Source organism: Streptomyces sp. NPDC041940 (genome assembly GCF_055589465.1).
This window is the reverse complement of sequence record NZ_JBVJBP010000001.1, coordinates 859,274-880,229: the sequence shown is the minus strand read 5'-3', so window position 1 is coordinate 880,229 and position 20,956 is coordinate 859,274. Positions and strand designations below refer to the sequence as shown.

Genomic DNA, 20,956 nt, shown 5'->3' with positions numbered 1-20,956 from the left:
GATCTGCGTTCAACCTGTGGCCATCCTGCACCCCTCTCGCGTTGACCCTCTGCTGTCACAGTTGATCTGTCTGTGATGTCGTCGAACGCTCACGCGAGGAGTACGCATGCACGCGCGCGCCGTTGCCGCCTCCACCACCGCACTCCTGGGGACAGCCGCTCTCCTCGTCCCCGTCTCCCCCGCCGGGGCCGTCGACGCCGACGTGGCGCCGCAGGTCATCGCCCATCGGGGCGCTTCCGCGTACGCGCCCGAGAACACGCTGGCAGCCGTGGACAAGGCGGCCGAGCTGGGCATCCCCTGGGTGGAGAACGACGTCCAGGAAACCAGGGACGGCGAGCTCGTCGTCGTCCACGACGACAACCTGCGGCGCACCACCGATGTCGAGGAGGTCTTCCCCGGGCGGGCCCCTTGGAAGGTGAAGGACTTCACCGCCGCCGAGATCGCCCGTCTCGACGCGGGCAGTTGGTTCGGCCCCGCCTACGCGGGCGCGCGCGTGCCGACGCTGGAGCAGTTCGTGGACCGCGTCGAGCGGCACCACCAGAAGCTTCTCCTGGAGATCAAGAACCCGGAGCTGTATCCGGGCATAGAGCGTCAGACGCTCAAGGTCCTCGGCAACGAAGGCTGGCTCGACAAGTCGCATCTGGCGGGCCGGCTGATCGTGCAGAGCTTCAGCGCGGACAGCGTGCGGACGGTGCACGAGCTGAAGCCCGGTGTGAAGACCGGCTTCCTGGGGACGCCGCCGGTGTCGGACCTGTCGGCCTATGCCGGCTTCGCCGACCAGATCAACCCGTCGTACGGCTCACTCTCCACGGCGTACGTCTCCGCCGTGCAGGCGTTCGACGGACCCCACGGCACGCCCCTGGAGGTCTTCACCTGGACGGTCGACGACGCGGCCACGGCCCAGCGGGTCGCCCGGTACGGCGTCGACGGGATCATCACGAACAAGCCGGATGTGGTGCGGGAGGCCGTCGGCGGGTGAGCTCCCGCACCGGCGCCCCCTGGCAGTCGTCCCGCCGCGGCGGCGTTGTCAGTGGTGGGTCGTACGGTGGGCGCATGGACAGCCATGGGCAGATCGAGCAGCGGGTCGTGTGGTGCGTCGTCGACAGCGGCATCGGTCCGCTGCTGCTGGCCGCGACCCGGGAGGGCCTGGTCAGCGTCGTGTTCCATGCCACGGACGCGGTGCGGGACCGGGCGGTCGAGCGGCTTGCGTCGCGCCTCGGCACCGAGCCCGTCGAGGCACCCGGCTCCCCGCTGCTGGCCGAGGCGATAGGCCAGGTCGCGGCGTACTTCGCGGGTGAGCGGCGCGACTTCGACCTGCCGCTGGACTGGTCGCTGATCTCCGGCTTCAACCGGGAGGTCCTGCGCGAACTGGCCTCGGGCGTGCCGTACGGCACGGTCGTGGGGTACGGCGATCTGGCCGGCCGGGTGGGGCAGCCCGGCGCCGCGCAGGCCGTGGGCATGGCGATGGGCGCCAATCCGCTGCCCGTGGTGGTGCCCTGCCACCGGGTCGTCGAGAGCGGCGGCGGGATCGGCGGCTTCGGGGGCGGCCTGGAGACCAAGCGGAAGCTGCTCGCCCTGGAAGGGGTGCTGCCCGAGCCTCTCTTCTGAGGTCTCGGGCCCGGTCGGTCGTAGTGCCGCGCCTCGAGGTCAGTCGTAGTGCCGCGCCTCGAAGACGTTGCCGTCCGGGTCCCGGAAGTAGAAGCTGCGGGTGGCCTTGCCCCGGGCTCCGAAGGAGTCGTACGAGAGCTCCGACACCGGTACGGCGCGTTCCTCGAGGCGGCCGAGCAGGGCGTCGAAGTCGCCGTGGGGCAGGGACAGGCAGACGTGGTTGACGGGGTGGCCGGCGCTGTCGGCGGCGCCGGGCAGCATCTTCATGCGTTCCGCGAAGGTCAGCGGCATGAGGTCGAGGATGGTCTCGTCGTTGACGCGCACGGAGGGGAACGGCACCTGGCCCGCGGCGAACTCGGTGAGCCTGAGCGGCTCCATGCCGACGGCCTTCTCGTAGAAGTCGGCGGCGGCGACCGGGTCGCGCACCCAGAGGACGACGTGGTCGAGACGTGCTGTGTGGTCCGTCATGCACTTAAGGCTCGTGACCTCCGTGACAGCCCGCAAGGGTTTGGCCCGGCGCGCCGCCCGCCAGAGATGAGAGAGGACCGGCTGACAGGAGGCAGACGCGTGGTGCTGGTGATGTCGGAAGAGGTGCGGGCGGCGCTCGAGGCGCGGCAGCCCGTGGTGGCCCTGGAGTCCACGATCATCGCCCACGGGCTGCCTCGGCCGCGCAACCTCCAGGTGGCCCTGGAGCTGGAGACGGCCGTGCGGCAGGAGGGGGCGGTGCCCGCGACCATCGCCGTGCTGGACGGGCGGCCCCATGTCGGACTGGACAAGGAGCAGCTGGAGCGGGTCGCGAACGAGGACGGGATCCGCAAGCTGGGCCACCGTGATCTGCCGCTCGCGCTGGCCTTGGGGGCGAGCGGGGCGACCACGGTGTCGGCTACCGCGCTGCTGGCGGCGCTGGCGGGCGTCCGGGTGTTCGCGACCGGCGGGCTCGGCGGAGTGCACCGGGAGTGGACTCTGACGCAGGACGAGTCGGCCGATCTGGGGCTGCTGGCGCGGACGCGGATCACCGTGGTGTGCGCCGGGGTGAAGTCGATCCTGGACGTGCCGGCGACCCTGCAGCGGCTGGAGACGCTGGGTGTCGCGGTGGCCGGGTACGGCACCGACCGGTTCCCGGGCTTCTATCTGTCCGACTCGGGGCATCCGGTGGACTGGACGCTGCGGACGCCGGAGCAGGTGGCGGGCGTCATGCGGGCCCAGGACGCGCTCGGCGAGCCGGAGTCGGCCCTGATCGTCGCCAATCCCGTCCCCGAGGAGGAGCAGCTCGATCCGGAGCTGCACGCGCGTGTGCTCGCGGACGCGCTGCACGCGTGCGATGAGGAGGGGGTCATCGGCCAGGCGGTCACGCCGTTCCTGCTCGACCATCTGGTGCGGCACACCGACGGGGCCTCCCTGAGCGCCAACCTGGCGGCGGTCCGCGGCAATGTGCGTCTGGCGGCGCGGATCGCGGCGGCCTGGGCCCGGGGGTGACCGGGACCGGGGCCGGCCGCCCCGCGGGTGGTGAGGAGCGCTCCGTGGAGGGGGCGGCGCTGCTGGTCGTCGGGGACGTCATCACCGATGTCGTCGCGCGGCACCGGGGGCCGCTCGCGGCGGGCACGGACACGGTTGCCTCGATCCGGACGGTGCCGGGCGGGGCGGGCGCGAACGTGGCGTGCTGGGCGGCACACCGGGGTGCGGCGGAGGTACGGCTGCTCGGGCGTGTGGGCGCGGATACGGCCGCGTGGCACGAGCGTGAACTGGCGGCCCACGGCGTGCGCCCGCGGCTCGTCGTCGACCCGCGGGCGCCGACCGGCACGGTGATCTGTCTGGTGGACGGGGAGGCTTCGGCGGAGCGGACGTTTCTCACCGACAGCGGAGCGGCGTTGCGGCTCGAACCCGCGGACTGGTCGGACGCGCTGCTCGACGGGGTGGCCCGGCTGCATCTGTCGGGCTACCTCCTGTTCTCCGAACCGGGTCGCGCCCTGGTGTCGGTGGCTCTGAAGGCCGCACGCTCGCGTGGCGTGCCGGTGAGTCTGGACCCGGCGTCGGCCGGGTTCCTCACCGACCTGGGCGCCGAGCGATTCCTGGCGCTCGTGGAGGGCGTGGACGTACTGCTGCCCAGCCGGGACGAGGCCTGCCTGCTGACGGGGCTGACCGACACGGCCGACGCGGCGGCCGAGCTGAGCCTGCGCATCCCGCTGGTCGTCGCGAAGCAGGGGCGCGAGGGAGCACTCGTGGCCCGCTCGGGGAAGGTGTGCGCCCGCGTTCCCGCCGTGCGGGCGACGCCGCGGGACACCACGGGCGCCGGTGATGCCTTCACCGGCACGTTCCTCGGCGCCCTGCTCGCGGGCGCGGGGCCGGAGGAGGCGGCGGAGGAGGGCTGCCGGGCGGGTGCGCGGGCTGTGGAGCGAGTGGGCGGCAGGCCGCCTCTGCCCGGCTGATGCGGGGCAGACGCCCTTGCCCGGCTGACGCGGGGCAGACCGCCTCCGAGGCGGGCTGATGTCCCGCGCCCGCTCCACCCTGGCTAAGGTTTGCGCCCCCACGCCGAGATCATCGGTGGCGTCGTGAGGTCGAGCGCGCCGGACGTGACGTTCATGAGGTGCCGCTGGATGTCCTGGTCCGTGGCGAGGCCCGCGGTGACCAGCTGGTCGCGGATCTGGCGGATCGTGGCGGACTCCAGGGCCGCACAGGCCGGTGAGGCGAGGGGGAAGTAGGCGTCGGCGTGGACGCGGGTGAGGCCGGCCTCCCGGAGCAGGCGCGGAAGGGTGCGGCCGCAGGGGAGGTCGGTCCCGCGGTCGGCGAGCAGTTTGCGGAAGCTGTGCCGCAGCCGGTTCGCGAGCTGCTGCTCGGGGCCGTACTCGTCGGGGCAGAGCAGGGGCTGAAGGGCGGGGTCGACGTCCTCGACGAGGAGTCGCCCGCCGGGGCGCAGAGAGCCGGCCATGGACCGCAACGCCCGTTGCCGGTCGGTGACGTGGACGAGGGCGAGGCGGGCGTGCACCAGGTCGAAGCCCTCCCCCGGCGGGTCCTGTACGCCGAGGTCGTGGACGCGGACCTCGACGGACGGCCGGCCGGCCCGGGCGAGCCGTGAGATGTCGGTGTCGGTCGCGACGACGCGTCCGGTCGGGCCGACTTTCTTCGCCAGCCAGGACACCACGGACGGGCCGCCGGCGCCGACCTCCCAGCAGCGCCAGCCGGATCCGACGCCGAGCGCCTCGAGATGCCGGAACGTCGTCGGGTCGAAGAGAGCGGCGAAGGCGCTGTAATGCTCTGCCGCCTCGGTCTGCCGGTTGTCGAGGAGGTACCCATCGGTTCGCGTCATGCCGCGATCATCCCAGTTGTCCGACTTATCCGTATTGGTCGACGCTCCGGTAAGGAGAACCGCACCGCACCCGCGTGCGTCGATGTCTCAGGACAACGGCATCGGAGAGTCGTTCGTCCACAGCCGGGAACAAAGCGGAATGAGTCGTTTCCACAGCCTTACCCGCAGCTCACGTGGGCCTGGCAGACTTGCGCGCCAAGGCGCAGGAACGGCGCGAGGAGTTCACGCAAGGAGATCCGGATGTCCATGGCAGGGAATCTGCGGAAGGTCACGAGCCTCGGCGGGGTCGGCGGCCTGCGCAAGGTGGCTCGGCTGGCCAGGCGGCGCCCGCGCGTCGACCTGAGTCACCCGGCCCGCTCCCCGCTGGGCTCCTCGGTGGTGAACTGCGTGACGTACCGGGACGGTGTCCGCACCCCCGTGCGCGGGGATCTGGTGGATGTCGTGGAGCGGGTGCGCAAGCGCCGGGAGGGCTTCGTCTGGCTCGGGCTGCACGAGCCGACCGACCAGGAGTTCGCGGGTATCGCCGAGCTCTTCGACCTGCACCCGCTGGCCGTCGAGGACGCTGTCGAGGCTCACCAGCGCCCCAAGCTGGAGCGGTACGGGGAGACGCTCTTCGCGGTGTTCAAGACGGTCTGCTACGTCGAGCACGAGGAACTCACTGCCACCAGCGAGGTGGTGAACACCGGCGAGATCATGGTGTTCGTCGGCGAGGACTTCGTGATCACGGTGCGGCACGGCCGGCACGGCTCGCTGGGCCCGCTGCGCGAGGAGCTGGAGTCCGATCCCGGCCAGCTGGCCAAGGGCCCGTCCGCGGTGCTGCACGCGATCGCGGACCACGTGGTCGACGACTACCTGACCGTCACAGACTCGATGCAGGCGGACATCGACCAGGTCGAGACGGATGTCTTCGCGGAGACCGGTGCGCGCGCCGACCCGGGGCGCATCTACCAGCTCAAGCGTGAACTCCTCGAGCTGAAGCGGGCCGTGGTTCCGCTCAGCCGCCCGCTGGAGGATCTCGCCACCCGGCCGATCCGAGCGGTCGACCCGGAGATACAGGCGTACTTCCGCGACGTCTCGGACCATCTGCTGCGGGCGAAGGAGCAGATCGCCTCCTTCGACGAACTGCTCAACTCCATCCTGCAGGCGCACCTCGCGCAGGTCACGGTCGCGCAGAACGAGGACATGCGGAAGATCACCGCCTGGGCCGCGATCATCGCCGTGCCGACGATGGTCTGCGGGGTGTACGGCATGAACTTCGAGCACATGCCGGAGCTGCACTGGCGGTACGGCTACGGCATGGTCATCGGCGTCATATCCGTCGCGTGCGTGACGCTGCACCGGGCGTTCCGGCGCAGCGGCTGGCTCTGACGCGGGCCGTGACGGTCAGCGTGTGGTGGTGGAGTAGACGCTCCCGGCCCAGGAGGCGATCTGGTCGTCCGCCAGGTGCCGGGCCAGGTCGGCTTCGCTGATCATTCCGACGAGTCGCTTCTCCTGGATCACGGGCAGCCTGCGGATCTGGTGCTCCCGCATCTCGCGGAGCACTTCGCCGACATCGGCGTTCGCGTCGATCCAGCGCGGGGTGCCCTTGGCCATCTCGCCCGCGGTGATCCGGGCGGGGTCGTGCCCCATGGCGACACAGCCGACGACGATGTCGCGGTCGGTGAGGATGCCGCAGAGCCGCTCGTTCTCGTCGCTGATGGGCAGGGCGCCGACATTGAGTTCGCGCATGAGCTGGGCGGCGCGGTCGAGGGTCTCGTGGGCGGGGATCCACTGGGCGCCGCGGTGCATGATGTCTCCGGCGGTGGTCATGAAGTACCTCCCGAGGCCGGACGGCCGGCGCGGCGCGGGACGCACCGCGAGTCCCGACGCCCTTCATTCTCGCCGCGCCACCGGATGCCCGCACACGGAACCCGCCGGACACGGAACGCGCCCGCGCCCGCCCGGCGGCGAGCGGCGGGTTCAACCGCTCCAGGCCGGATGGCGCGGATCGTCGGCCCGCACCAGGACGTCGGCCGTGCCGGCCGGGTCCGTCTCGTGCTCGTAGCGCTCGAAGGCCGGGAGGGTCCAGTGCTCGGTGTCGGGGGTGCGGCGGCGCAGGGCGCCCGGGGAGAGCAGGACGTGCACGCTCAGGTCGAAGGGGAACCAGTGCCGAAGGAGGAAGGGGCCGTGCAGCAACAGGACGCCGTCGGGCGGGAGTTGGGTGTAGGGGCTGCGGGTGGCACGGTCGGCGGCCGGGTCCCAGAGGTCGGGCAGGACGCAGCCGTCGCCGTCGGCTTCGAGGGGGCCGAACACCTCGCGCCACAGGGCGCCGGTGTCGTACCAGCCGTTGTAATAGGCCTCCACGTCCCGGTGGCCGTACTCCAGCCGCACCGAGGCGGGGCGCAGAAAGCCCTCCGTGCCCACGACGAGCGACGGGCGGCCGCGTATGCGCAGTGCCTCGCAGACGCGCTGAGCGAGATCCCCGGGGCGGGCGGCCGGGGCGCCGTCGAAGGCGATGCGGGGCCAGGGAGCGCCGTCGGCGGGCTTCAGGTCGAGGAGGCGCTCGGCGAGCAGGTCGCCGAGCCGGTCCCAGGTGATCGCTTCGAGTCGCACACGGCCCATGATGCGACAGGCCGGGGCAGGAGCTGTCACGCCCGCGGGTTCTTCGGACGCCGGGGAGGGACAGGCCGCAGGGAGGCGTCGCGAGGGCCGGGGTCGGTCGTGGCGGACGCAGTTCGTCCCGTCCTCAGGGGGAATGAACCACGTATGGTCCCCCGCGCGATGCTTCCGCCCTTCACAGGGCTCCTCGTCTTCCAGCCTCTCAAGCGCCGGTACTGCGCCGAGTGCAGGCGAGGGCCGCTGCCCCTGCTCGTCCTGGAGGACGGCAGCCCGCGCTGCCTCGACTGTGCCGACCTCGGGCATCTGGTGTTCCTGCCGAGCGGCGACACCGCGCTGACGCGCAGATCGCGGGAGGAGAGCACGCTGTCGGCGGTGGTCGTGCGGTTCAACCGGCGCAAGAGCCGTTACGAACGGCAGGGCGTCCTGATCGAGGAGGCGGCGCTGGCGAGGGCCGAGCAGCGGTGTCTCGCGGACGCCGAGGCACGGCGGCGGCGCCGGGTGCGGGACGCGCGGCGGCGGGTGGCTCAGGACGAGCTGTTCGCTCTGACGTTCGCGGCGGAGATACGGCGGCTGTATCCCGGATGCCCCGTCGGCCGCGCACACGCCATCGCCGCCCACGCCTCTGAGCGGGGCAGCGGGCGGGTGGGCCGCAGCGCTGCGGGACGGGCGCTGACCGAGGCGGCGGTGACCTCGGCGGTCGTGGCGTCCGTGCGGCATCTGGACACGCCGTACGACCGGCTGCTGATGAGCGGGGTGCCGAGACACGAGGCGCGGCGGCGGATCGCGGCGGCGGTGCGGACGGTGCTGACGGGCTGGACCGAGGCGGGGCTCGATTCCGCCGGGTGACCCGGCCGGGCGTCGGCCGGCAGTCCCGTGTCGACGGGTGGACACGGCCGTTCGGGGGATCGTGGACGTTCGCTTATGGCCCCGCGCCGCTCGGCCATGGTCACTGTGCTCGTACGGGAATTCACTTGTGGTGAGGAAGGGTGCCGGGCAGGATCCCGGCTCGACGGGCGGGAGAGGCTGACATGATCGACGGACCGTATTTCGTGCTGACGGTGCTGGGGGTGCTCGGGACCGGTCTGGTGGCCGGGGTGTTCTGCGGCTTCTCGACCTTCGTCATGCGGGGCCTGGCCACGCTGCCGCCCGCGCAGGGGGTCGCCGCGATGAACGCGATCAACGTGGCCGCGGTGACACCGCCCTTCATGGTCGTGTTCCTCGGGTCGGCGGTGCTGTGCGCGGTGATCGCCGTGGTGACGTTCGTGCTGTGGCCGGAGGAGGGGACGGTGGAGCTGCTGGTGGGCAGCGCCCTGTATCTGTTCGGCTCGTTCGGGCTCACCATGGTCGCGAACGTGCCGCGCAACGACGCGCTGCTCAAGCTGGAGCCGGGCTCCTCGGAGGCGGCCGCGTACTGGCCGGCGTATGTGCGCGAGTGGACGATGTGGAACCACGTCCGTACGGCCGCCTCGGCCGGGGCGGCGGTGGCGTACGTGCTGGCCCTCACGTGACGGTCCGCGGCGACAGGCACCGGCCCGGAGGCGGACGTATCGTGGCCGGAGGGGTACCGCCCGACGACGCACGGCCTGTCACACGCGCACGCAAGGAAGACGGCCATGGCCGATCCCAAGGGTTTCATGACCACGCCCCGCCAGGACTGGCCTCGGCGGCCGGTCGAGGAGCGGGTGCGGGACTGGGACGAGGTCTACGTCCCCGGGGCGCTGCTGCCGATCATCAGCAAGCAGGCCGATCGCTGCATGGACTGCGGCATCCCCTTCTGCCACGACGCCTGTCCGCTGGGCAACCTGATCCCCGAGTGGAACGACCTGGTGTCGAGGGAGGACTGGCGGGCGGCGGCCGACCGGCTGCACGCGACGAACAATTTCCCGGAGTTCACCGGCCGGCTGTGCCCGGCGCCGTGCGAGGCGGGGTGTGTGCTGGCGATCAACCAGCCGGCCGTCACGATCAAGAACGTCGAGTGCGCGATCGCCGACCGGGTGTGGGAGGAGGGCTTCGCGCCGCCGAGGCCGCCGGAGCGGCTGTCCGGCAAGACGGTCGCGGTGATCGGTTCGGGGCCCACCGGGCTGGCCGCGGCCCAGCAGCTGACCCGGGCCGGGCACACGGTCGCCGTGTACGAGAGGGCCGACCGGCCCGGCGGGCTGATGCGGTACGGCATCCCCGAGTTCAAGATGGAGAAGCACCATCTGGAGCGGCGGCTGGAGCAGATGCGGGCCGAGGGGACCAAGTTCCGTACGTCGACGTCGGTCGGACGGGACATCGGGGCCGACGAGCTTCGGACCCGGTACGACGCCGTGGTGCTCGCCACGGGGGCGACCGCTTGGCGTGAACTGACCGTGCCGGGGCGGGAGCTGGCGGGGGTTCATCAGGCGATGGAGTACCTGCCGCTCTCCAACCGGGTGTGCGCGGGCGATCTGGAGGCCTCCCCCTTGTCGGCCGCCGGGAAGCACGTCGTCATCGTCGGCGGCGGCGACACCGGGGCGGACTGCCTGGGCACGGCCGTCAGGGAGGGCGCCGCGTCGGTGACGCAGCTGGACATCTACGCGCTGCCGGAGGCGCGGCGCGACGAGGACGCCGAGCCCTGGCCGACGTATCCGATACGGATCTACCGGCTGTCCGCCGCGCACGAGGAAGCCCGTGATCTGCGGACCGCTCCGGTCGCCGACGCGGACGCGCGGCTGTTCGCGGCGTCCACGCTGCGCTTCGAGGGAGACGCGGAGGGGCATGTGCGGTCGCTGCACCTGGTCGAGGTGGACGCGCGGCGCCGCCCGGTGGACGGCACCGGGCGGACGCTCCCCGCCGACCTCGTGCTGCTCGCCCTCGGCTTCTCCGGGCCCGACCGGCAGGACGGGCTCGTCGACCAGCTGGGGCTGGCGATGGAGCCCCGCGGCACCGTCACGCGTGACGCCGGTTTCGCCACGAACGTGCCCGGCGTGTTCGCCGCGGGCGACGCCGCCCGGGGGCAGTCGCTCATCGTCTGGGCGATCGCCGAGGGGCGGGCCGTGGCAGCCGCGGTGGACCGTCATCTGACGGGCAGTTCGCGGCTGCCGTCACCGATCGGGCCGTACGACCGGCCCATGGTGGTCTAGAGAGACCGGCCCATGGTGGTCTGGAGGGACGACCGCCCGGAAGGCGGTCACCGCTCGTCCGTGCCCGCCACCTTCGCCGTGGACAGCGCCACCCGGTTCCATGTGTTGATCGTGCAGATCACGGCGAGGATCTGAGCCAGTTCCCGCTCCTCGAAGAGGGACGCGGCCCGCGCGTAGACGTCGTCCGGGACGCCGGCGTCGGCGACGAGGGTCATCGCCTCCGTGAGGGCGAGGGCCGCCTGCTCCCGCTCGGTGAAGAAGTGGCGGGCCTCGCGCCAGAGGGCGACCAGGTGCAGCCGGTCCTCGCTCTCGCCGGCCTTGCGGGCGTCGTTGGTGTGCATGTGGAGGCAGTACGCGCAGTGGTTGAGGTGCGAGGCGCGGATCTGGATCAGTTCGACGAGGGCCGGGTCGAGGCCCTCGCGGGCGGCGGCGTCGAAGGCGATGAGGGCCCGGAAGGCCTTCGGGGCGGACTTGGCGAACTCCAGCCGGGCCGTTCCCGTGGAGTGGGCCTGCGTCGTGGTCGTGTTCGTGGTCGTGTTCGTCGTCATGTCCCCCAACCTACGAGGCACAAAGACCCGCTGTAGGGTGCATTTCCATGGCGAATTCGTGGGTCAATTCCGCGGAGCGGATCGGGTCCGACCTGCATCTGGAGCTGTCCGGGCCGGGCGGCCGGCGCACGGCGCTGATCCGGGCGCTGCGCGAGGCCGTGCGCGACGGGCGGCTCGCTCCGGGGACGCGGCTGCCGCCGTACCGCTCCCTCGCGGCCGACCTCGGTGTCGCCCGCAACACGGTGGCCGACGCCTACGCGGAACTCGTCGCGGAGGGCTGGCTCACCGCCCGTCAGGGCTCGGGCACCCGGGTCGCGGAGCGTGCCGAGCCGCTGCGTCCCGCCGCTCGCGTGCCCAAGAAGGCACCCCCACGCGCGCGTGGCCCCCGGCACAACCTGCTGCAGGGCACACCGGACGTCTCGGCGTTCCCGCGCGCGGCCTGGCTGGCCTCCTACCGGAGGGCACTCCAGCAAGCGCCCAACGAGGTGTTCGGCCCGGGCGACCCCGCCGGCCGGGCCGAACTGCGGGAGGCGCTGACCGAGTACCTGGCCCGTGCGCGTGGGGTGCGGACCGAGCCCGGCCGGATCGTGATCTGCTCCGGCTTCGCGCACGCGCTGCGGCTGCTGTTCGGAGGCGGCGTCCTGCGCGGGCCCCTGGCCGTGGAGGCGTACGGGCTCGGATTCCACCGGGAGGTCCTCGCCGCCGCCGGGGTGCGCACCGTGCCGCTGCCCCTCGACGAACACGGCGCCCGGGTCGACCGGTTGGGGCGGGAGCGTGCCGTGCTGCTCACGCCGGCGCACCAGTTCCCGACCGGCGGGCCGCTGCATCCCGCGCGCCGGGCCGCCGTGATCGACTGGGCACGCGCGCGTGGCGGACTGGTTCTGGAGGACGACTACGACGGGGAGTTCCGCTACGACCGTCGGCCGGTCGGCGCCGTCCAGGGGCTCGACCCGGAGCGCGTGATCCACATCGGCTCGGTCAGCAAGAGCCTGTCACCGGCGGTGCGGCTGGGCTGGATGGTGCTCCCGGAGCGGTATGTCGAGGACGTACTCGCCGTGAAGGGCGAGCGCGAGGCGTGGGTGAGCGTCCTCGACCAGCTGAGCCTCGCCGACTTCGTCGTCTCCGGGTCGTACGACCGTCATGTACGGCGGATGCGGCAGCGGTACCGGAGCCGCCGGGACCGGCTCGTCGCGGCGCTCGCCGAGCACGCGCCGCAGATCGAGGTCACGGGCATCGCGGCCGGGCTGCACGCGGTGCTGCGGCTGCCGCCGGGCACCGAGGCGTCCGCGGTCAAGGCCGCCGCCTGGCGGGGCATCGCCCTCGACGGCCTCGGCGCGTTCCGGCACCCGGACACGGACATGGCGGTGAGCGACGGCCTCGTCGTGGGATACGCGACTCCCTCCGAGCATGCCTACGGGCCGGCCGTGGAGGCGCTCTGCGGTGCGCTGCCGCCGCCGTGACCGGCCCGCCGGAAGCCCCTCAGGGCTTGCGCGCCACCGCCCCGTATCCCGGAATCACCCCGTCGTCCTGCCCGGGCACGGGCTCGCCCAGCTCGGGGTGCCAGTGGTGGGGCACCTCGACGCCGGGTTCGACGAGGTCGAGGCCGTCGAAGAAGCGGGTGAACTCCTCGCGGGAGCGCAGGGCCAGGGTGACGCCGGCGGCGCGGAGCTTCTCGGTCGCCGCCCGGGACTCCTCCGGTGTGAAGTCGGCCGTGGCGTGGGTGATCACCAGGTGGCTGCCGGAGGGCAGTTCGGCGAGCAGCCGGCGGACCAGGTCGTGCCCGCCGTCCTCGTCGGAGACGAAGTGCAGCAGCGCGATGAGCGACAGCGCGACGGGCCGGGAGAAGTCCAGGACCTTGCGCGCGCCCTCCAGGATGGCGTCCGGGTCGCGCACGTCGGCCTGGAGGTACTCGGTGGCGCCCTCGTCCGTGCCGCGCAGCAGGGCCGCCGCGTGGGCCAGGACGATGGGGTCGTTGTCGCAGTAGACGACCCGGGCGTCGGGGGCGATCTCCTGGGCGACCTGGTGGAGGTTGGGCTCGGTCGGTATGCCGGTGCCGATGTCCAGGAACTGCCGTACGCCGTTCCGGGCCAGCCAGCGCGTGGCGCGGTGCATGAAGGCGCGGTTGACGCGCGCCATCACCGGCACCCTCGGGTCGAGGGTGAGCATCTGCCGGCCCATCTCCTCGTCGACCGGGTAGTTGTCCTTGCCGCCGAGGTACCAGTCGTACATCCGCGCCGGATGGGGTCTGGTCGTGTCGATCTGGACGGCCGTGATGGGGTCCTGCCCGGTCATGAGGCACTCCGTAAGGCGCAAAGGGTGGTCAATTCAGCACCAGCGTCAAAAAGTTGAGCTTCAGAAAACCAAGCTTCAGAAGTCGAGCGTCAGCAAAGGCGATCACGTCAGGACAGCAGGAAGTCCGCCTTCCCCGCCTTCGCCCCCTCGATGAAGGCCGTCATCTCGTCGGTGGTGTAGATCAGCGCCGGACCGTCGGGGTCGGTGGACTGGCGGACGGCGATCCGGCCGTCGGCGAGCTTCATCGCCTCCAGGCAGTTCCCGCCGTTCCCGCCGCTCCACGGTTTGTGCCAGCCTTCGCTGCCCAAGTCACGCGCGGGCATGCCGTTGTAGACCTGTTTGCGCGGCTTGATGCGATCCATTCACAGCTCCTTGCGGAGATCCCGGAGGATCTCCTTCGTGCGATGTGCCGTAGCGGCCTGCGCCGCCATGCGGTCCATGACCTCGAGGTGGGTCGCCACCTCGGCGCGCGCGTCGAGATAGACCGCGCCGGTCAGGTACTCGCTGTAGACCATGTCCGGCAGTTCGGGCATGGCGAACCGGAACAGCACGAACGGCCCGTATGTGCCCGGGTGCGGCCCATTGGCGAACGGGGCGACCTGGAGCGTCACGTTGGGCAGCTTCGTGGCCTCGAGCAGTCTGTCGATCTGGGCACGCATCACCTCCGGGCCGCCGACCGGGCGCCGCAGCGCGGTCTCGTCCATCACGACCCACAGCCGGGGCGCGTCCTCGCGGGTGAGCAGGTCCTGGCGCCGCATGCGCAGGGCGACATGGCGCTCGATGTCGTCGGGCCTGGTCTGGCCGATGGCGCCGGAGCGGAGCACTCCGCGCGCGTAGTCCCCGGTCTGCAACAGACCGGGGACGAAATGGGGTTCGTAGCTTCGGATGACGCCGGCCGCGCCCTCCAGGCTCACGTACATCGAGAACCAGCCGGGCAGGATGTCGTGGAAACGCTGCCACCAGCCGGGCTTGTTCGCGTCCTCGGCCAGCTGGACGAAGGCGTCGGCCTCCTCGTCGGAGATTCCGTAGGCCTTCAGGAGCAGTTGCAGATACGGGATTTTGAGCGCGACCTCGGCCATCTCCATACGACGGACCGTGGCGGGAGCGACGCGGAGGATGCGGGCCGCCTCCTCGCGGTTCATCCCGGCGCGCTCGCGCAGGTCCAACAGGCGTCGGCCGAGGACGACCTGACCGACCGTCGGCGCGGACCGCGGTTCGCTCACGCTCCACCTCCACGAAGAATTCTGACGAGCCGGCCACGAAAAGAACGCTGACAGCCCGGCGGCGCCATGCGAAGACCCTTTCGAAGAGCTGATCCGAACTGACGTTTCGAACGAACCTTCGACGATCTCAACTGGCGCCGCGCGGGGTGCTGTTGCGATGCAGTGTGCCACGGCCTTCCAGACCGTCACAGCGCACTCTGCAATTTTCAGAGTGACACTTGCCAAGTGTTCACGCCGGGGCGATAGTGGCAAGCGTGATTCCGTCCGCGCCCTTAGGAACAGACGCCGCCGCAGGCCCTCTCGGCCTCGGTGCCGCCGGAGTCGGCCCCGTCGGGGCCGCTGCCGAGCGCCGGTTCCGTTTCGAGCTGGCCGCACATCCGGGTTCCCCCGCACAGGCCAGACGCCTGACGCGGGCCCGGCTGGCCGGCTGGTCGGTGTGCGAGGACACGTGCGACAGCGCGGCCCTGGTGGTATCCGAGCTGGTCACCAACGCCATCGTGCACACGGCGAGCACGCACATAGTGTGCGAGCTGCACGACGGCGACGACCTGGTGCGGATAGCGGTGCGTGACGAAGGCTGCGCCCCTGGCCAGCCTCACGCGGCCGGCCGGACGCGGCCCGAGGAGGAGCACGGGAGGGGACTGCTTCTCGTCGACGCCCTCTGCGAGGCCTGGGGTGCCCATGAGCACGACCTCGGGCTGCTGGTCTGGGCCGAGCTGCCGCGCACGGCGGACACCCCGTGCGACTCGCCGGAGCCCCGGAACGACCTGGGCTGGGGCGCCCGCCCGAAGCCGGGGCCGTCCGACGACTCGGGCGACGGGGACGGAGCCCACCAGGCGCGTCACACGAGGAGCGCGCCGCAGGTCCCCCCTCAGGGGCGACGCCGAGAGCAGGGGGCGGCATGACGTCCGCCCAGGGTGGCCGCGTACTGAACCTGGACACACTGGCCCGCCTCCGGCGCGGGCTGCGTACGCCGGGTCCCGCCCTGCGCCTGCCCGTACCCGACGGCATGACCGCGCCGCTCGGCTGCGACGCGGTCGCGGTTCCCGCCCGTCTCGGCCGGCTGGTGATGCCCCGGCTGCCCCGCGCGGGCTGTGTCTACGCCGACGGGACGCACTGGTGGTGGCTGGTGCCGGCCGACTCCGACCACGCCCTGGAGTGGCCGGCTCCCGCGCGGTACGCCACCGGCGCGGTCGTCCCGGACGCCCCGGAACTCCCCGAACTGATCCACCGCCCGGACGGCAGGCTCCCGTACACCCCGCCGATACCGCTGTACCTGGCCCTGTGCCGCGTGACGGGGACGGCACCGGCTTGGTCGCGGCCGGTCAGCGCGTAGGACCCGTCGAGCACCGCTCAGCCGGCACGCAACACTCACCATGCACGGCCAGGCCCGGCACGCACCACTCACCAAGCACGGCCAGGCCCGGCGCGCAGCACCCGTAAAGCGCGACCCGGCCGACGCACAGCACCTCTCGAAGCACACGCCGGCCGCCCCTCAGAGCCAGCCGAGCCCGACCCGGCCGACGCGCAGCACCGTCAGGCACAACCCAGCCGACGCGCAGCACCGTCAGGCACAACCCAGCCGGCGCGCAGCACCCATCACGCACCACCCGACCGACACGCACGCGCAGCCCTTCGTGCCCCCTCCCGCGCGCAGGACCCGCCGAGCACATCCCGGTCGAGGCACACGCACCACCCCCACCACCCCGCGCCGCCCCACACCTCCCCCGGTCCGGTCGTGCGCCCGCGCGCATCCGGCGCCCCGGGCTGCGCCCTGCCCGGGCGGGCTCCGCCGCCGCGATAGTGGCCGTTCGTTCGCGAGCGGGGCCTGAGCGGGGAGGTCGGTCGACGGTGGGGAAGAAGCGGACCGCGCCGGAGGTGTCCGAGTCGGAGCGGCTGCTCTTCGGCGGGCCGCTGCGCTACGACATGGGCTGGAGCCAGCACGCCGACGCGTTCCTGGAACTGAACTTCCGCGCCATGATCACCCGGTTGCCGTCCCTGCTGTCGTCCAGCCTCCGGCTCGCCCGGCAGGCCGACCGGAGCGCCGCGCGGATCGTGCTGGCCTGCGAGGCGGGACGGGGCGCGGCGCAGGCGGTGAGCCTGCTCGCGGTCAACAGCGTGCTGGCCCGGCTGATGGGCGGCGGGCCGATCGACCACCGGCTGCGCGGAGCCGTCCCCGCACTGGTCACGGTGGCCCTCGTGATGCTGCTCGCGGCACTGCTGCGAGCCGCGAGCACCTACGCCACCGGCCGCCTGGAGCCCAAGGTGGAGCGGGTGGCGACCGAGCGGTACCTGGAGCGGGCCGCGACCGTGGAACTGGCCGCGATCGAGGACCACGCCTTCCACAAGCTGCTGGACACCGCGCAGTACGGCGCCGCCTCCGCCCGCCGGATGATCATGTACGGGACGCGTGTGATCAACGCGATGATCTCCCTGGTCGCGGCGGCCGGCGTACTGACCGTGCTACATCCGGCCCTGCTGCCGCTGCTGGTGACGATGACGCTGCCGAGCGCCTGGAGCGCGCTGACCGTGGCCCGGCGGCGCTACGAGTCCTTCCACGCCTGGGTGCAGCACGCCCGCGCGGGCCGGCTGCTGGGCAACCTGCTGATCGAACCCGAGGCGGCCCCCGAGATCCGGGTGCACGGCGTGGGCGCGTTCCTGCTGCGGCACTTCCGCGCGATGTCGGAGACGGCCGAGGCCGAGCAGGCCCGCCTGGCCGGGCTCGCCGCCCGCACCGGCCTGATCGCGGCGGCGTGGACGGGCCTGGCGACGGTGGCGACGTACGCGACGCTCGGCGGACTGCTGCTGGCGGGTTCGATGGCCCTGTCGGTGGCGGGTACGGCCGTGATCGCGATCCGGACCGGCTCGCAGAGCCTCGACACGCTCGTGGTGGAGGTCAACGCGCTGCACGAGGAGGCGCTCTTCGTCGGCGACCTGCAACGGCTGTACACGGAGGCGGCGCAGCGCGCGATCCCGGCGGGCGGCCTGGCCCTGCCGGAGGACCCGCGCGAGATCCGCTTCGAGAACGTCACGTTCCGCTACCCGGGCGACTCGGCCCGCCCCGCTCTCGACGACGTGACGCTCACCCTCCCGCTGGGCCGGATCGTGGCGCTGGTCGGCGAGAACGGTTCCGGCAAGACGACCCTGGTGAAGCTGCTCGCCGGGCTGTACACCCCGGAGCGGGGGCGGATCCTGTGGGACGGCGTGGACGCGGCGACCGCCGACCGGCACCTGCTGGCCGAGCGGATCGCGATGGTGGCGCAGGACTTCAAGCGGTGGCCGTTCACGGCCCGGGTGAACGTCGCCCTGGGACGGACGTCGGCACCCGTGTGCGAGGAGCGGCTGGCCGAGTCGATCGCCGAGGCCGGAGCGGAGACGGTGGTCGCGGACCTGCCGCGCGGTCTCGACACGCTGCTCGCCCGCAACTTCAGCGGCGGGCACGAGCTGTCGGGCGGCCAGTGGCAGCGACTGGGCATCGCCCGGGCGGCCTACCGCAGGGGCCGCATCCTGATCGTGGACGAGCCGACGGCGGCCCTGGACGCCCGGGCCGAGCTGGAGGTCTTCGAGCGGATCCGCGCCCTGGCCGACAGCGGCCAGACGGTCGTACTGATCACGCACCGGCTGGCGTCCGTACGCCATGCCGACCTGGTGCACGTCCTGGACCAGGGCCGGCTCGTGGAGTCCGGGACGCCGGACGAGCTGCTGGCCACCGGCGGGCTCTACGCCGAGCTGTACGCGCTCCAGGCGGAGCAGTTCACCAAGCCGTCCACGACGGTCGCGAAGGTGCCGGCCCCGAAGGCGGGCTGAGCCCACGCCTTCCCCGGGCCGTCCGTCAGGCCGTGGCGTCGGCGCTGTCGCCGCTGCGCACGATCACCAGGAACATGTCCGTCGCGAGGTCCATGACAACCTCGGCAGGCAGGCCCTCCAGACGCCGCGCCTGCGCGAACTCCTCCGCCGGCCAGGAGCCACGCGGCCCGCCGGCGGGAAAGCGCTCGAGCACCGTTCGCCCGTTCACCCTGCACCTCCATGTCGCGCTGTACTCGTAGAGTTAAACGCCAACCATGGGGTGAACGGCTCGCGAAGTGACGGTTCTGAGACGTAGTTGACACTCGTTCACCGTCAAGTGTGACCAACCTCTCAGCCTCTTGGCGGATGTGTTCACTTTGCGTGTCATTCGTCGCACTCGTCGTGATAGCGGACGCGCTCGCCTACTCCTCGTCGAGCAGGTGGCACCGGCGCGGATCATCTCGGCGCGGGCGCTATCCGGCGAGGGGTGTCCGGGGCAGTCGGAGTCCCACCCGTTCGCCGGGGCCGGTGAGTTCGTCGAGGACCGCGGCGAGGCGTTCCGTGTGGCGGGGGCCGATCCGGCCCGTGTCGTCGAGGTGCACGGCACACGCGGTGGTGGTGTCGACGAGGCGTTCGAGGAGGTCGGCCACCTCGTCCGCGCCCTCGGTGTGCCGGGCGAGGGCGGGCAGTTCGTGCGCGGACAGGGAGATGGCCGTGCGGGCCTCGGCGAGGGTGCGGTAGGCCTCGCGGCGCAGGGTCCAGCGGGTGGCGCGGTGGTCGGAGGGGGTACCGGAGCCGCCGATGCGCGGGGCGTCGGCCTCGTCGAGGACGTGGGTGAGATAGGCGTACGCGGCTCGGCTCGCGGCCGCGAGCCGGGCGTGCACTCCCCCGCCGCGCCGGCCGGGCATCGGCAGATGCCCGACGATCAGCACGATCGCGCAGGCCAGCAGCGTTTCGCCGATCCGGCCCGCGGAGGCCTGTGCCTCGCCGCCGACCATGACCAGGGCGAGGACGAGAACGGTGACGACGGCGGTCTGGGCGGCGAAGTGCCGGGTGGCGACGGGTATCAGCGCCCCGCTGAGGGCGACGAGCGCGATGAGCCCTTCCGGCCGGGGCAGGACGATGGCGAGCCCGGCGAAGAGGAGAGCGCCGAGGACGGTCCCGGCGGCCCGGTTCAGCACCCGTGAGGCCAGCGGCCCGAGGTCGGGCTTGACGAGGAAGACGGCGGTGGCGGGCAGCCAGTACCAGTGCTCGTGCTCCCCGTACCACTGGCTCCGGTGCAGGGCCTGGGCGACCGCGGAACTGACCCCGAAGCAGAGGGCGACGCGCAGTCCGTACTCGCGTCCGGCGGTACCGAAGGCGGCGCGCAGCCGGTCCCTGGCGGTACGGGGCCGGGTGTGCAGATCGCCGCCCCCGCCCTGGTCGAACACCTCGGCGGCCTGGAGCAGGGCGTCGTCGAGGGCGCGCAGGGCGGGCACCGAGCGGGAGGGGGCGGGCAGCGGCCCGGTGTGGGTGTTGTCGCGTACGGCGGCGGCGAGCCGCCGGGGGCCTTCGGAGGCCCGTTCGGAAACGGCCTCTTCGGCCCAGGCCAGCGCGGTGGCGGCCTCGGCGAGGGGCAGCGCGGCTGCGTACTGCGCGTGCAGCCGCCGCTCGGTGGAGGAGGAGGCGTACCGCCGCAGCCGTGGCCCGGCGAGCGCGTCCTGGGCGTGGTCGAGGGCGGCGGTGAGCGCGGCACGGCGGCGGATGGCGTCCGGCCCGCCGACGGCGTCGAGGAGCGCGGCGACCGCGTCGTACACACCGGCCACCGCGGCCCGCTCCCCGTCGAAGCGGAAGTCACCGGCGAGGGAGCCGGGCGTGGGCAGCACGAGCCGGAGCACAAGCAGCCAGCCGGCCCCGGCGAGGAAGGCGAGCGCGCGCTGCCACCCCGACTCGGGCAGGGGCATCCCCGCGCCGATCGCCGCTCCGACGAGCAGTTGCGTACCGACGGCGGACGCCACGGGCCCGATGGCACTGATGCCACCGGCGACGAGCCCGACGAGCGTGAGGACCACGGTCAGCACGACCGCGCCGGTCTCGTCCCCGGCATACGTCCCGATCACCAGCCCCAGGGCACCGCCCAGCGCGGGCACGCCGAGCCGCTTGACCGAGACCCGCCGGCTCCCGGGCCGGTCGTTGATCCCGGCGAGCATGGCGGCGATGGCGGCGACGACACCGAGCGACGTACGCCCCGTCTCCACGGCCACCAGCAACAACGGCCCGGCGGACAGGGCCCCCCGCGTCACCGCGCTCCAGGGCACCGGCCCCCGCTGAGCGCGCAGGGCGTGCGCGAGCCAGGGCGGCAGCACGAGGGGAAAACGGCGGGACCGGGACACAGGGCTCCTGTCGTCTCGTCGAGGGCAGGGGTGGGCCTTCGGGCGACGGTGGCCGGGGCGGGGTGTGGGTGTCCACGGTAAGCGGGGTTCCTGGAGGAAAGGTTTCCGGAACGTGACGGAG

22 protein-coding genes are annotated in these 20,956 nt (G+C 72.6%); 12 read left to right on the top strand and 10 right to left on the bottom strand.

The window, feature by feature from the left end; genetic code table 11:
- The first annotated feature begins 106 nt into the window (after window positions 1–106).
- Both ACZ6I3_RS03835 and ACZ6I3_RS03830 read left to right on the top strand, forming a co-directional pair.
- The gene (locus ACZ6I3_RS03835; RefSeq protein ID WP_469411379.1) at window positions 107–979 is read left to right on the top strand and encodes a glycerophosphodiester phosphodiesterase; all 873 of its coding nucleotides are present in this window, start codon (window positions 107–109) and stop codon (window positions 977–979) included.
- Between the two features lie 74 nt (window positions 980–1,053).
- On the top strand, window positions 1,054–1,608 hold the full coding sequence (locus ACZ6I3_RS03830; RefSeq protein ID WP_469411377.1) for a methylated-DNA--[protein]-cysteine S-methyltransferase: 555 nt from the start codon (window positions 1,054–1,056) through the stop codon (window positions 1,606–1,608).
- A gap of 39 nt (window positions 1,609–1,647) precedes the next feature.
- On the opposite strand, the gene ACZ6I3_RS03825 is transcribed toward ACZ6I3_RS03830, so the two are convergent.
- The gene (locus ACZ6I3_RS03825) at window positions 1,648–2,076 is read right to left on the bottom strand and encodes a VOC family protein (RefSeq protein ID WP_469411375.1); all 429 of its coding nucleotides are present in this window, start codon (window positions 2,074–2,076) and stop codon (window positions 1,648–1,650) included.
- A 99-nt stretch (window positions 2,077–2,175) separates the two neighbouring features.
- On the opposite strand from ACZ6I3_RS03825, the gene ACZ6I3_RS03820 reads away from it, so the two are divergent.
- Complete coding sequence (locus ACZ6I3_RS03820) at window positions 2,176–3,084, top strand: pseudouridine-5'-phosphate glycosidase (protein ID WP_469411374.1); 909 nt, start codon at window positions 2,176–2,178, stop codon at window positions 3,082–3,084.
- Window positions 3,081–4,034, top strand: coding sequence for a carbohydrate kinase family protein (locus ACZ6I3_RS03815; RefSeq protein ID WP_469411371.1), 954 nt, complete (start codon window positions 3,081–3,083; stop codon window positions 4,032–4,034). Before ACZ6I3_RS03820 ends, ACZ6I3_RS03815 begins: the two co-directional genes overlap by 4 nt.
- An 83-nt stretch (window positions 4,035–4,117) precedes the next feature.
- On the opposite strand, the gene ACZ6I3_RS03810 is transcribed toward ACZ6I3_RS03815, so the two are convergent.
- Window positions 4,118–4,912, bottom strand: a complete 795-nt coding sequence (locus ACZ6I3_RS03810; protein ID WP_469411369.1) for a methyltransferase domain-containing protein — start codon at window positions 4,910–4,912, stop codon at window positions 4,118–4,120.
- Between the two features lie 240 nt (window positions 4,913–5,152).
- On the opposite strand from ACZ6I3_RS03810, the gene ACZ6I3_RS03805 reads away from it, so the two are divergent.
- Entirely contained in the window at window positions 5,153–6,280 is a 1,128-nt protein-coding gene (locus ACZ6I3_RS03805) for a magnesium and cobalt transport protein CorA (RefSeq protein ID WP_469411367.1), read from the top strand.
- A gap of 15 nt (window positions 6,281–6,295) precedes the next feature.
- Here the strand turns inward: ACZ6I3_RS03805 and ACZ6I3_RS03800 are convergent, their stop codons facing one another.
- The gene (locus ACZ6I3_RS03800; protein WP_469411366.1) at window positions 6,296–6,721 is read right to left on the bottom strand and encodes a CBS domain-containing protein; all 426 of its coding nucleotides are present in this window, start codon (window positions 6,719–6,721) and stop codon (window positions 6,296–6,298) included.
- A 150-nt stretch (window positions 6,722–6,871) separates the two neighbouring features.
- Window positions 6,872–7,513 carry a nucleoside/nucleotide kinase family protein gene (locus ACZ6I3_RS03795; RefSeq protein ID WP_469411364.1) on the bottom strand — a complete coding sequence of 214 codons (642 nt, stop codon included), beginning with the start codon at window positions 7,511–7,513 and terminating at the stop codon, window positions 6,872–6,874.
- 159 nt (window positions 7,514–7,672) lie between these two features.
- On the opposite strand from ACZ6I3_RS03795, the gene ACZ6I3_RS03790 reads away from it, so the two are divergent.
- The 3 genes from ACZ6I3_RS03790 to ACZ6I3_RS03780 all read left to right on the top strand — a co-directional run bounded on the left by ACZ6I3_RS03790 (window position 7,673) and on the right by ACZ6I3_RS03780 (window position 10,614).
- On the top strand, window positions 7,673–8,356 hold the full coding sequence (locus tag ACZ6I3_RS03790) for a DUF2293 domain-containing protein (protein WP_469411362.1): 684 nt from the start codon (window positions 7,673–7,675) through the stop codon (window positions 8,354–8,356).
- Window positions 8,357–8,538: 182 nt separating this feature from the next.
- Window positions 8,539–9,018: an anthrone oxygenase family protein gene (locus ACZ6I3_RS03785; RefSeq protein WP_469411360.1), complete on the top strand. Its 480-nt coding sequence runs from the start codon at window positions 8,539–8,541 to the stop codon at window positions 9,016–9,018.
- A 105-nt stretch (window positions 9,019–9,123) separates the two neighbouring features.
- The gene (locus ACZ6I3_RS03780; protein ID WP_469411359.1) at window positions 9,124–10,614 is read left to right on the top strand and encodes a glutamate synthase subunit beta; all 1,491 of its coding nucleotides are present in this window, start codon (window positions 9,124–9,126) and stop codon (window positions 10,612–10,614) included.
- A 47-nt stretch (window positions 10,615–10,661) separates the two neighbouring features.
- On the opposite strand, the gene ACZ6I3_RS03775 is transcribed toward ACZ6I3_RS03780, so the two are convergent.
- Window positions 10,662–11,162, bottom strand: coding sequence for a carboxymuconolactone decarboxylase family protein (locus ACZ6I3_RS03775; protein ID WP_469411357.1), 501 nt, complete (start codon window positions 11,160–11,162; stop codon window positions 10,662–10,664).
- Window positions 11,163–11,209: 47 nt separating this feature from the next.
- Between ACZ6I3_RS03775 and pdxR the strand changes: the two genes are divergently transcribed.
- Window positions 11,210–12,622, top strand: coding sequence for a MocR-like pyridoxine biosynthesis transcription factor PdxR (gene pdxR / locus ACZ6I3_RS03770; RefSeq protein ID WP_469411355.1), 1,413 nt, complete (start codon window positions 11,210–11,212; stop codon window positions 12,620–12,622).
- 19 nt (window positions 12,623–12,641) lie between these two features.
- On the opposite strand, the gene ACZ6I3_RS03765 is transcribed toward pdxR, so the two are convergent.
- The 3 genes from ACZ6I3_RS03765 to ACZ6I3_RS03755 form a co-directional block, all read right to left on the bottom strand.
- Window positions 12,642–13,454 carry an SAM-dependent methyltransferase gene (locus ACZ6I3_RS03765; protein ID WP_469411353.1) on the bottom strand — a complete coding sequence of 271 codons (813 nt, stop codon included), beginning with the start codon at window positions 13,452–13,454 and terminating at the stop codon, window positions 12,642–12,644.
- 107 nt (window positions 13,455–13,561) lie between these two features.
- Window positions 13,562–13,816 carry a DUF397 domain-containing protein gene (locus ACZ6I3_RS03760; protein WP_184596785.1) on the bottom strand — a complete coding sequence of 85 codons (255 nt, stop codon included), beginning with the start codon at window positions 13,814–13,816 and terminating at the stop codon, window positions 13,562–13,564.
- Entirely contained in the window at window positions 13,817–14,677 is an 861-nt protein-coding gene (locus tag ACZ6I3_RS03755; RefSeq protein ID WP_469411351.1) for a helix-turn-helix domain-containing protein, read from the bottom strand.
- A 245-nt stretch (window positions 14,678–14,922) separates the two neighbouring features.
- Here ACZ6I3_RS03755 and ACZ6I3_RS03750 point away from each other — a divergent pair, with 245 nt between their 5' ends.
- The 3 genes from ACZ6I3_RS03750 to ACZ6I3_RS03740 all read left to right on the top strand — a co-directional run bounded on the left by ACZ6I3_RS03750 (window position 14,923) and on the right by ACZ6I3_RS03740 (window position 18,484).
- Window positions 14,923–15,582 (top strand): ATP-binding protein, encoded by a 660-nt coding sequence (locus ACZ6I3_RS03750; protein ID WP_469411349.1) that lies wholly within the window; start codon window positions 14,923–14,925, stop codon window positions 15,580–15,582.
- Window positions 15,579–16,013 (top strand): hypothetical protein, encoded by a 435-nt coding sequence (locus ACZ6I3_RS03745; protein WP_469411347.1) that lies wholly within the window; start codon window positions 15,579–15,581, stop codon window positions 16,011–16,013. The genes ACZ6I3_RS03750 and ACZ6I3_RS03745 overlap by 4 nt, the downstream gene beginning before the upstream one ends.
- Window positions 16,014–16,528: 515 nt before the next feature.
- Window positions 16,529–18,484 (top strand): ABC transporter ATP-binding protein, encoded by a 1,956-nt coding sequence (locus tag ACZ6I3_RS03740; RefSeq protein WP_469411345.1) that lies wholly within the window; start codon window positions 16,529–16,531, stop codon window positions 18,482–18,484.
- Between the two features lie 25 nt (window positions 18,485–18,509).
- On the opposite strand, the gene ACZ6I3_RS03735 is transcribed toward ACZ6I3_RS03740, so the two are convergent.
- Together ACZ6I3_RS03735 and ACZ6I3_RS03730 are read right to left on the bottom strand one after the other, a co-directional pair.
- Window positions 18,510–18,692: a hypothetical protein gene (locus ACZ6I3_RS03735; protein WP_189728827.1), complete on the bottom strand. Its 183-nt coding sequence runs from the start codon at window positions 18,690–18,692 to the stop codon at window positions 18,510–18,512.
- Between the two features lie 244 nt (window positions 18,693–18,936).
- Window positions 18,937–20,835, bottom strand: a complete 1,899-nt coding sequence (locus ACZ6I3_RS03730) for an FUSC family protein (RefSeq protein ID WP_469411343.1) — start codon at window positions 20,833–20,835, stop codon at window positions 18,937–18,939.
- Between the last annotated feature and the right edge of the window lie 121 nt (window positions 20,836–20,956).

Coding starts and splice junctions, on each gene's coding strand:
- ACZ6I3_RS03785 (WP_469411360.1), top strand. CDS start 8,539: ATGATCGACGGACCGTATTTCGTGCTGACGGTGCTGGGGGTGCTCGGG.
- ACZ6I3_RS03830 (WP_469411377.1), top strand. CDS start 1,054: ATGGACAGCCATGGGCAGATCGAGCAGCGGGTCGTGTGGTGCGTCGTC.
- ACZ6I3_RS03760 (WP_184596785.1), bottom strand. CDS start 13,816: ATGGATCGCATCAAGCCGCGCAAACAGGTCTACAACGGCATGCCCGCG.
- ACZ6I3_RS03775 (WP_469411357.1), bottom strand. CDS start 11,162: ATGACGACGAACACGACCACGAACACGACCACGACGCAGGCCCACTCC.
- ACZ6I3_RS03810 (WP_469411369.1), bottom strand. CDS start 4,912: ATGACGCGAACCGATGGGTACCTCCTCGACAACCGGCAGACCGAGGCG.
- pdxR (WP_469411355.1), top strand. CDS start 11,210: ATGGCGAATTCGTGGGTCAATTCCGCGGAGCGGATCGGGTCCGACCTG.
- ACZ6I3_RS03800 (WP_469411366.1), bottom strand. CDS start 6,721: ATGACCACCGCCGGAGACATCATGCACCGCGGCGCCCAGTGGATCCCC.
- ACZ6I3_RS03745 (WP_469411347.1), top strand. CDS start 15,579: ATGACGTCCGCCCAGGGTGGCCGCGTACTGAACCTGGACACACTGGCC.
- ACZ6I3_RS03825 (WP_469411375.1), bottom strand. CDS start 2,076: ATGACGGACCACACAGCACGTCTCGACCACGTCGTCCTCTGGGTGCGC.
- ACZ6I3_RS03790 (WP_469411362.1), top strand. CDS start 7,673: ATGCTTCCGCCCTTCACAGGGCTCCTCGTCTTCCAGCCTCTCAAGCGC.
- ACZ6I3_RS03835 (WP_469411379.1), top strand. CDS start 107: ATGCACGCGCGCGCCGTTGCCGCCTCCACCACCGCACTCCTGGGGACA.
- ACZ6I3_RS03780 (WP_469411359.1), top strand. CDS start 9,124: ATGGCCGATCCCAAGGGTTTCATGACCACGCCCCGCCAGGACTGGCCT.
- ACZ6I3_RS03765 (WP_469411353.1), bottom strand. CDS start 13,454: ATGACCGGGCAGGACCCCATCACGGCCGTCCAGATCGACACGACCAGA.
- ACZ6I3_RS03805 (WP_469411367.1), top strand. CDS start 5,153: ATGTCCATGGCAGGGAATCTGCGGAAGGTCACGAGCCTCGGCGGGGTC.
- ACZ6I3_RS03795 (WP_469411364.1), bottom strand. CDS start 7,513: ATGGGCCGTGTGCGACTCGAAGCGATCACCTGGGACCGGCTCGGCGAC.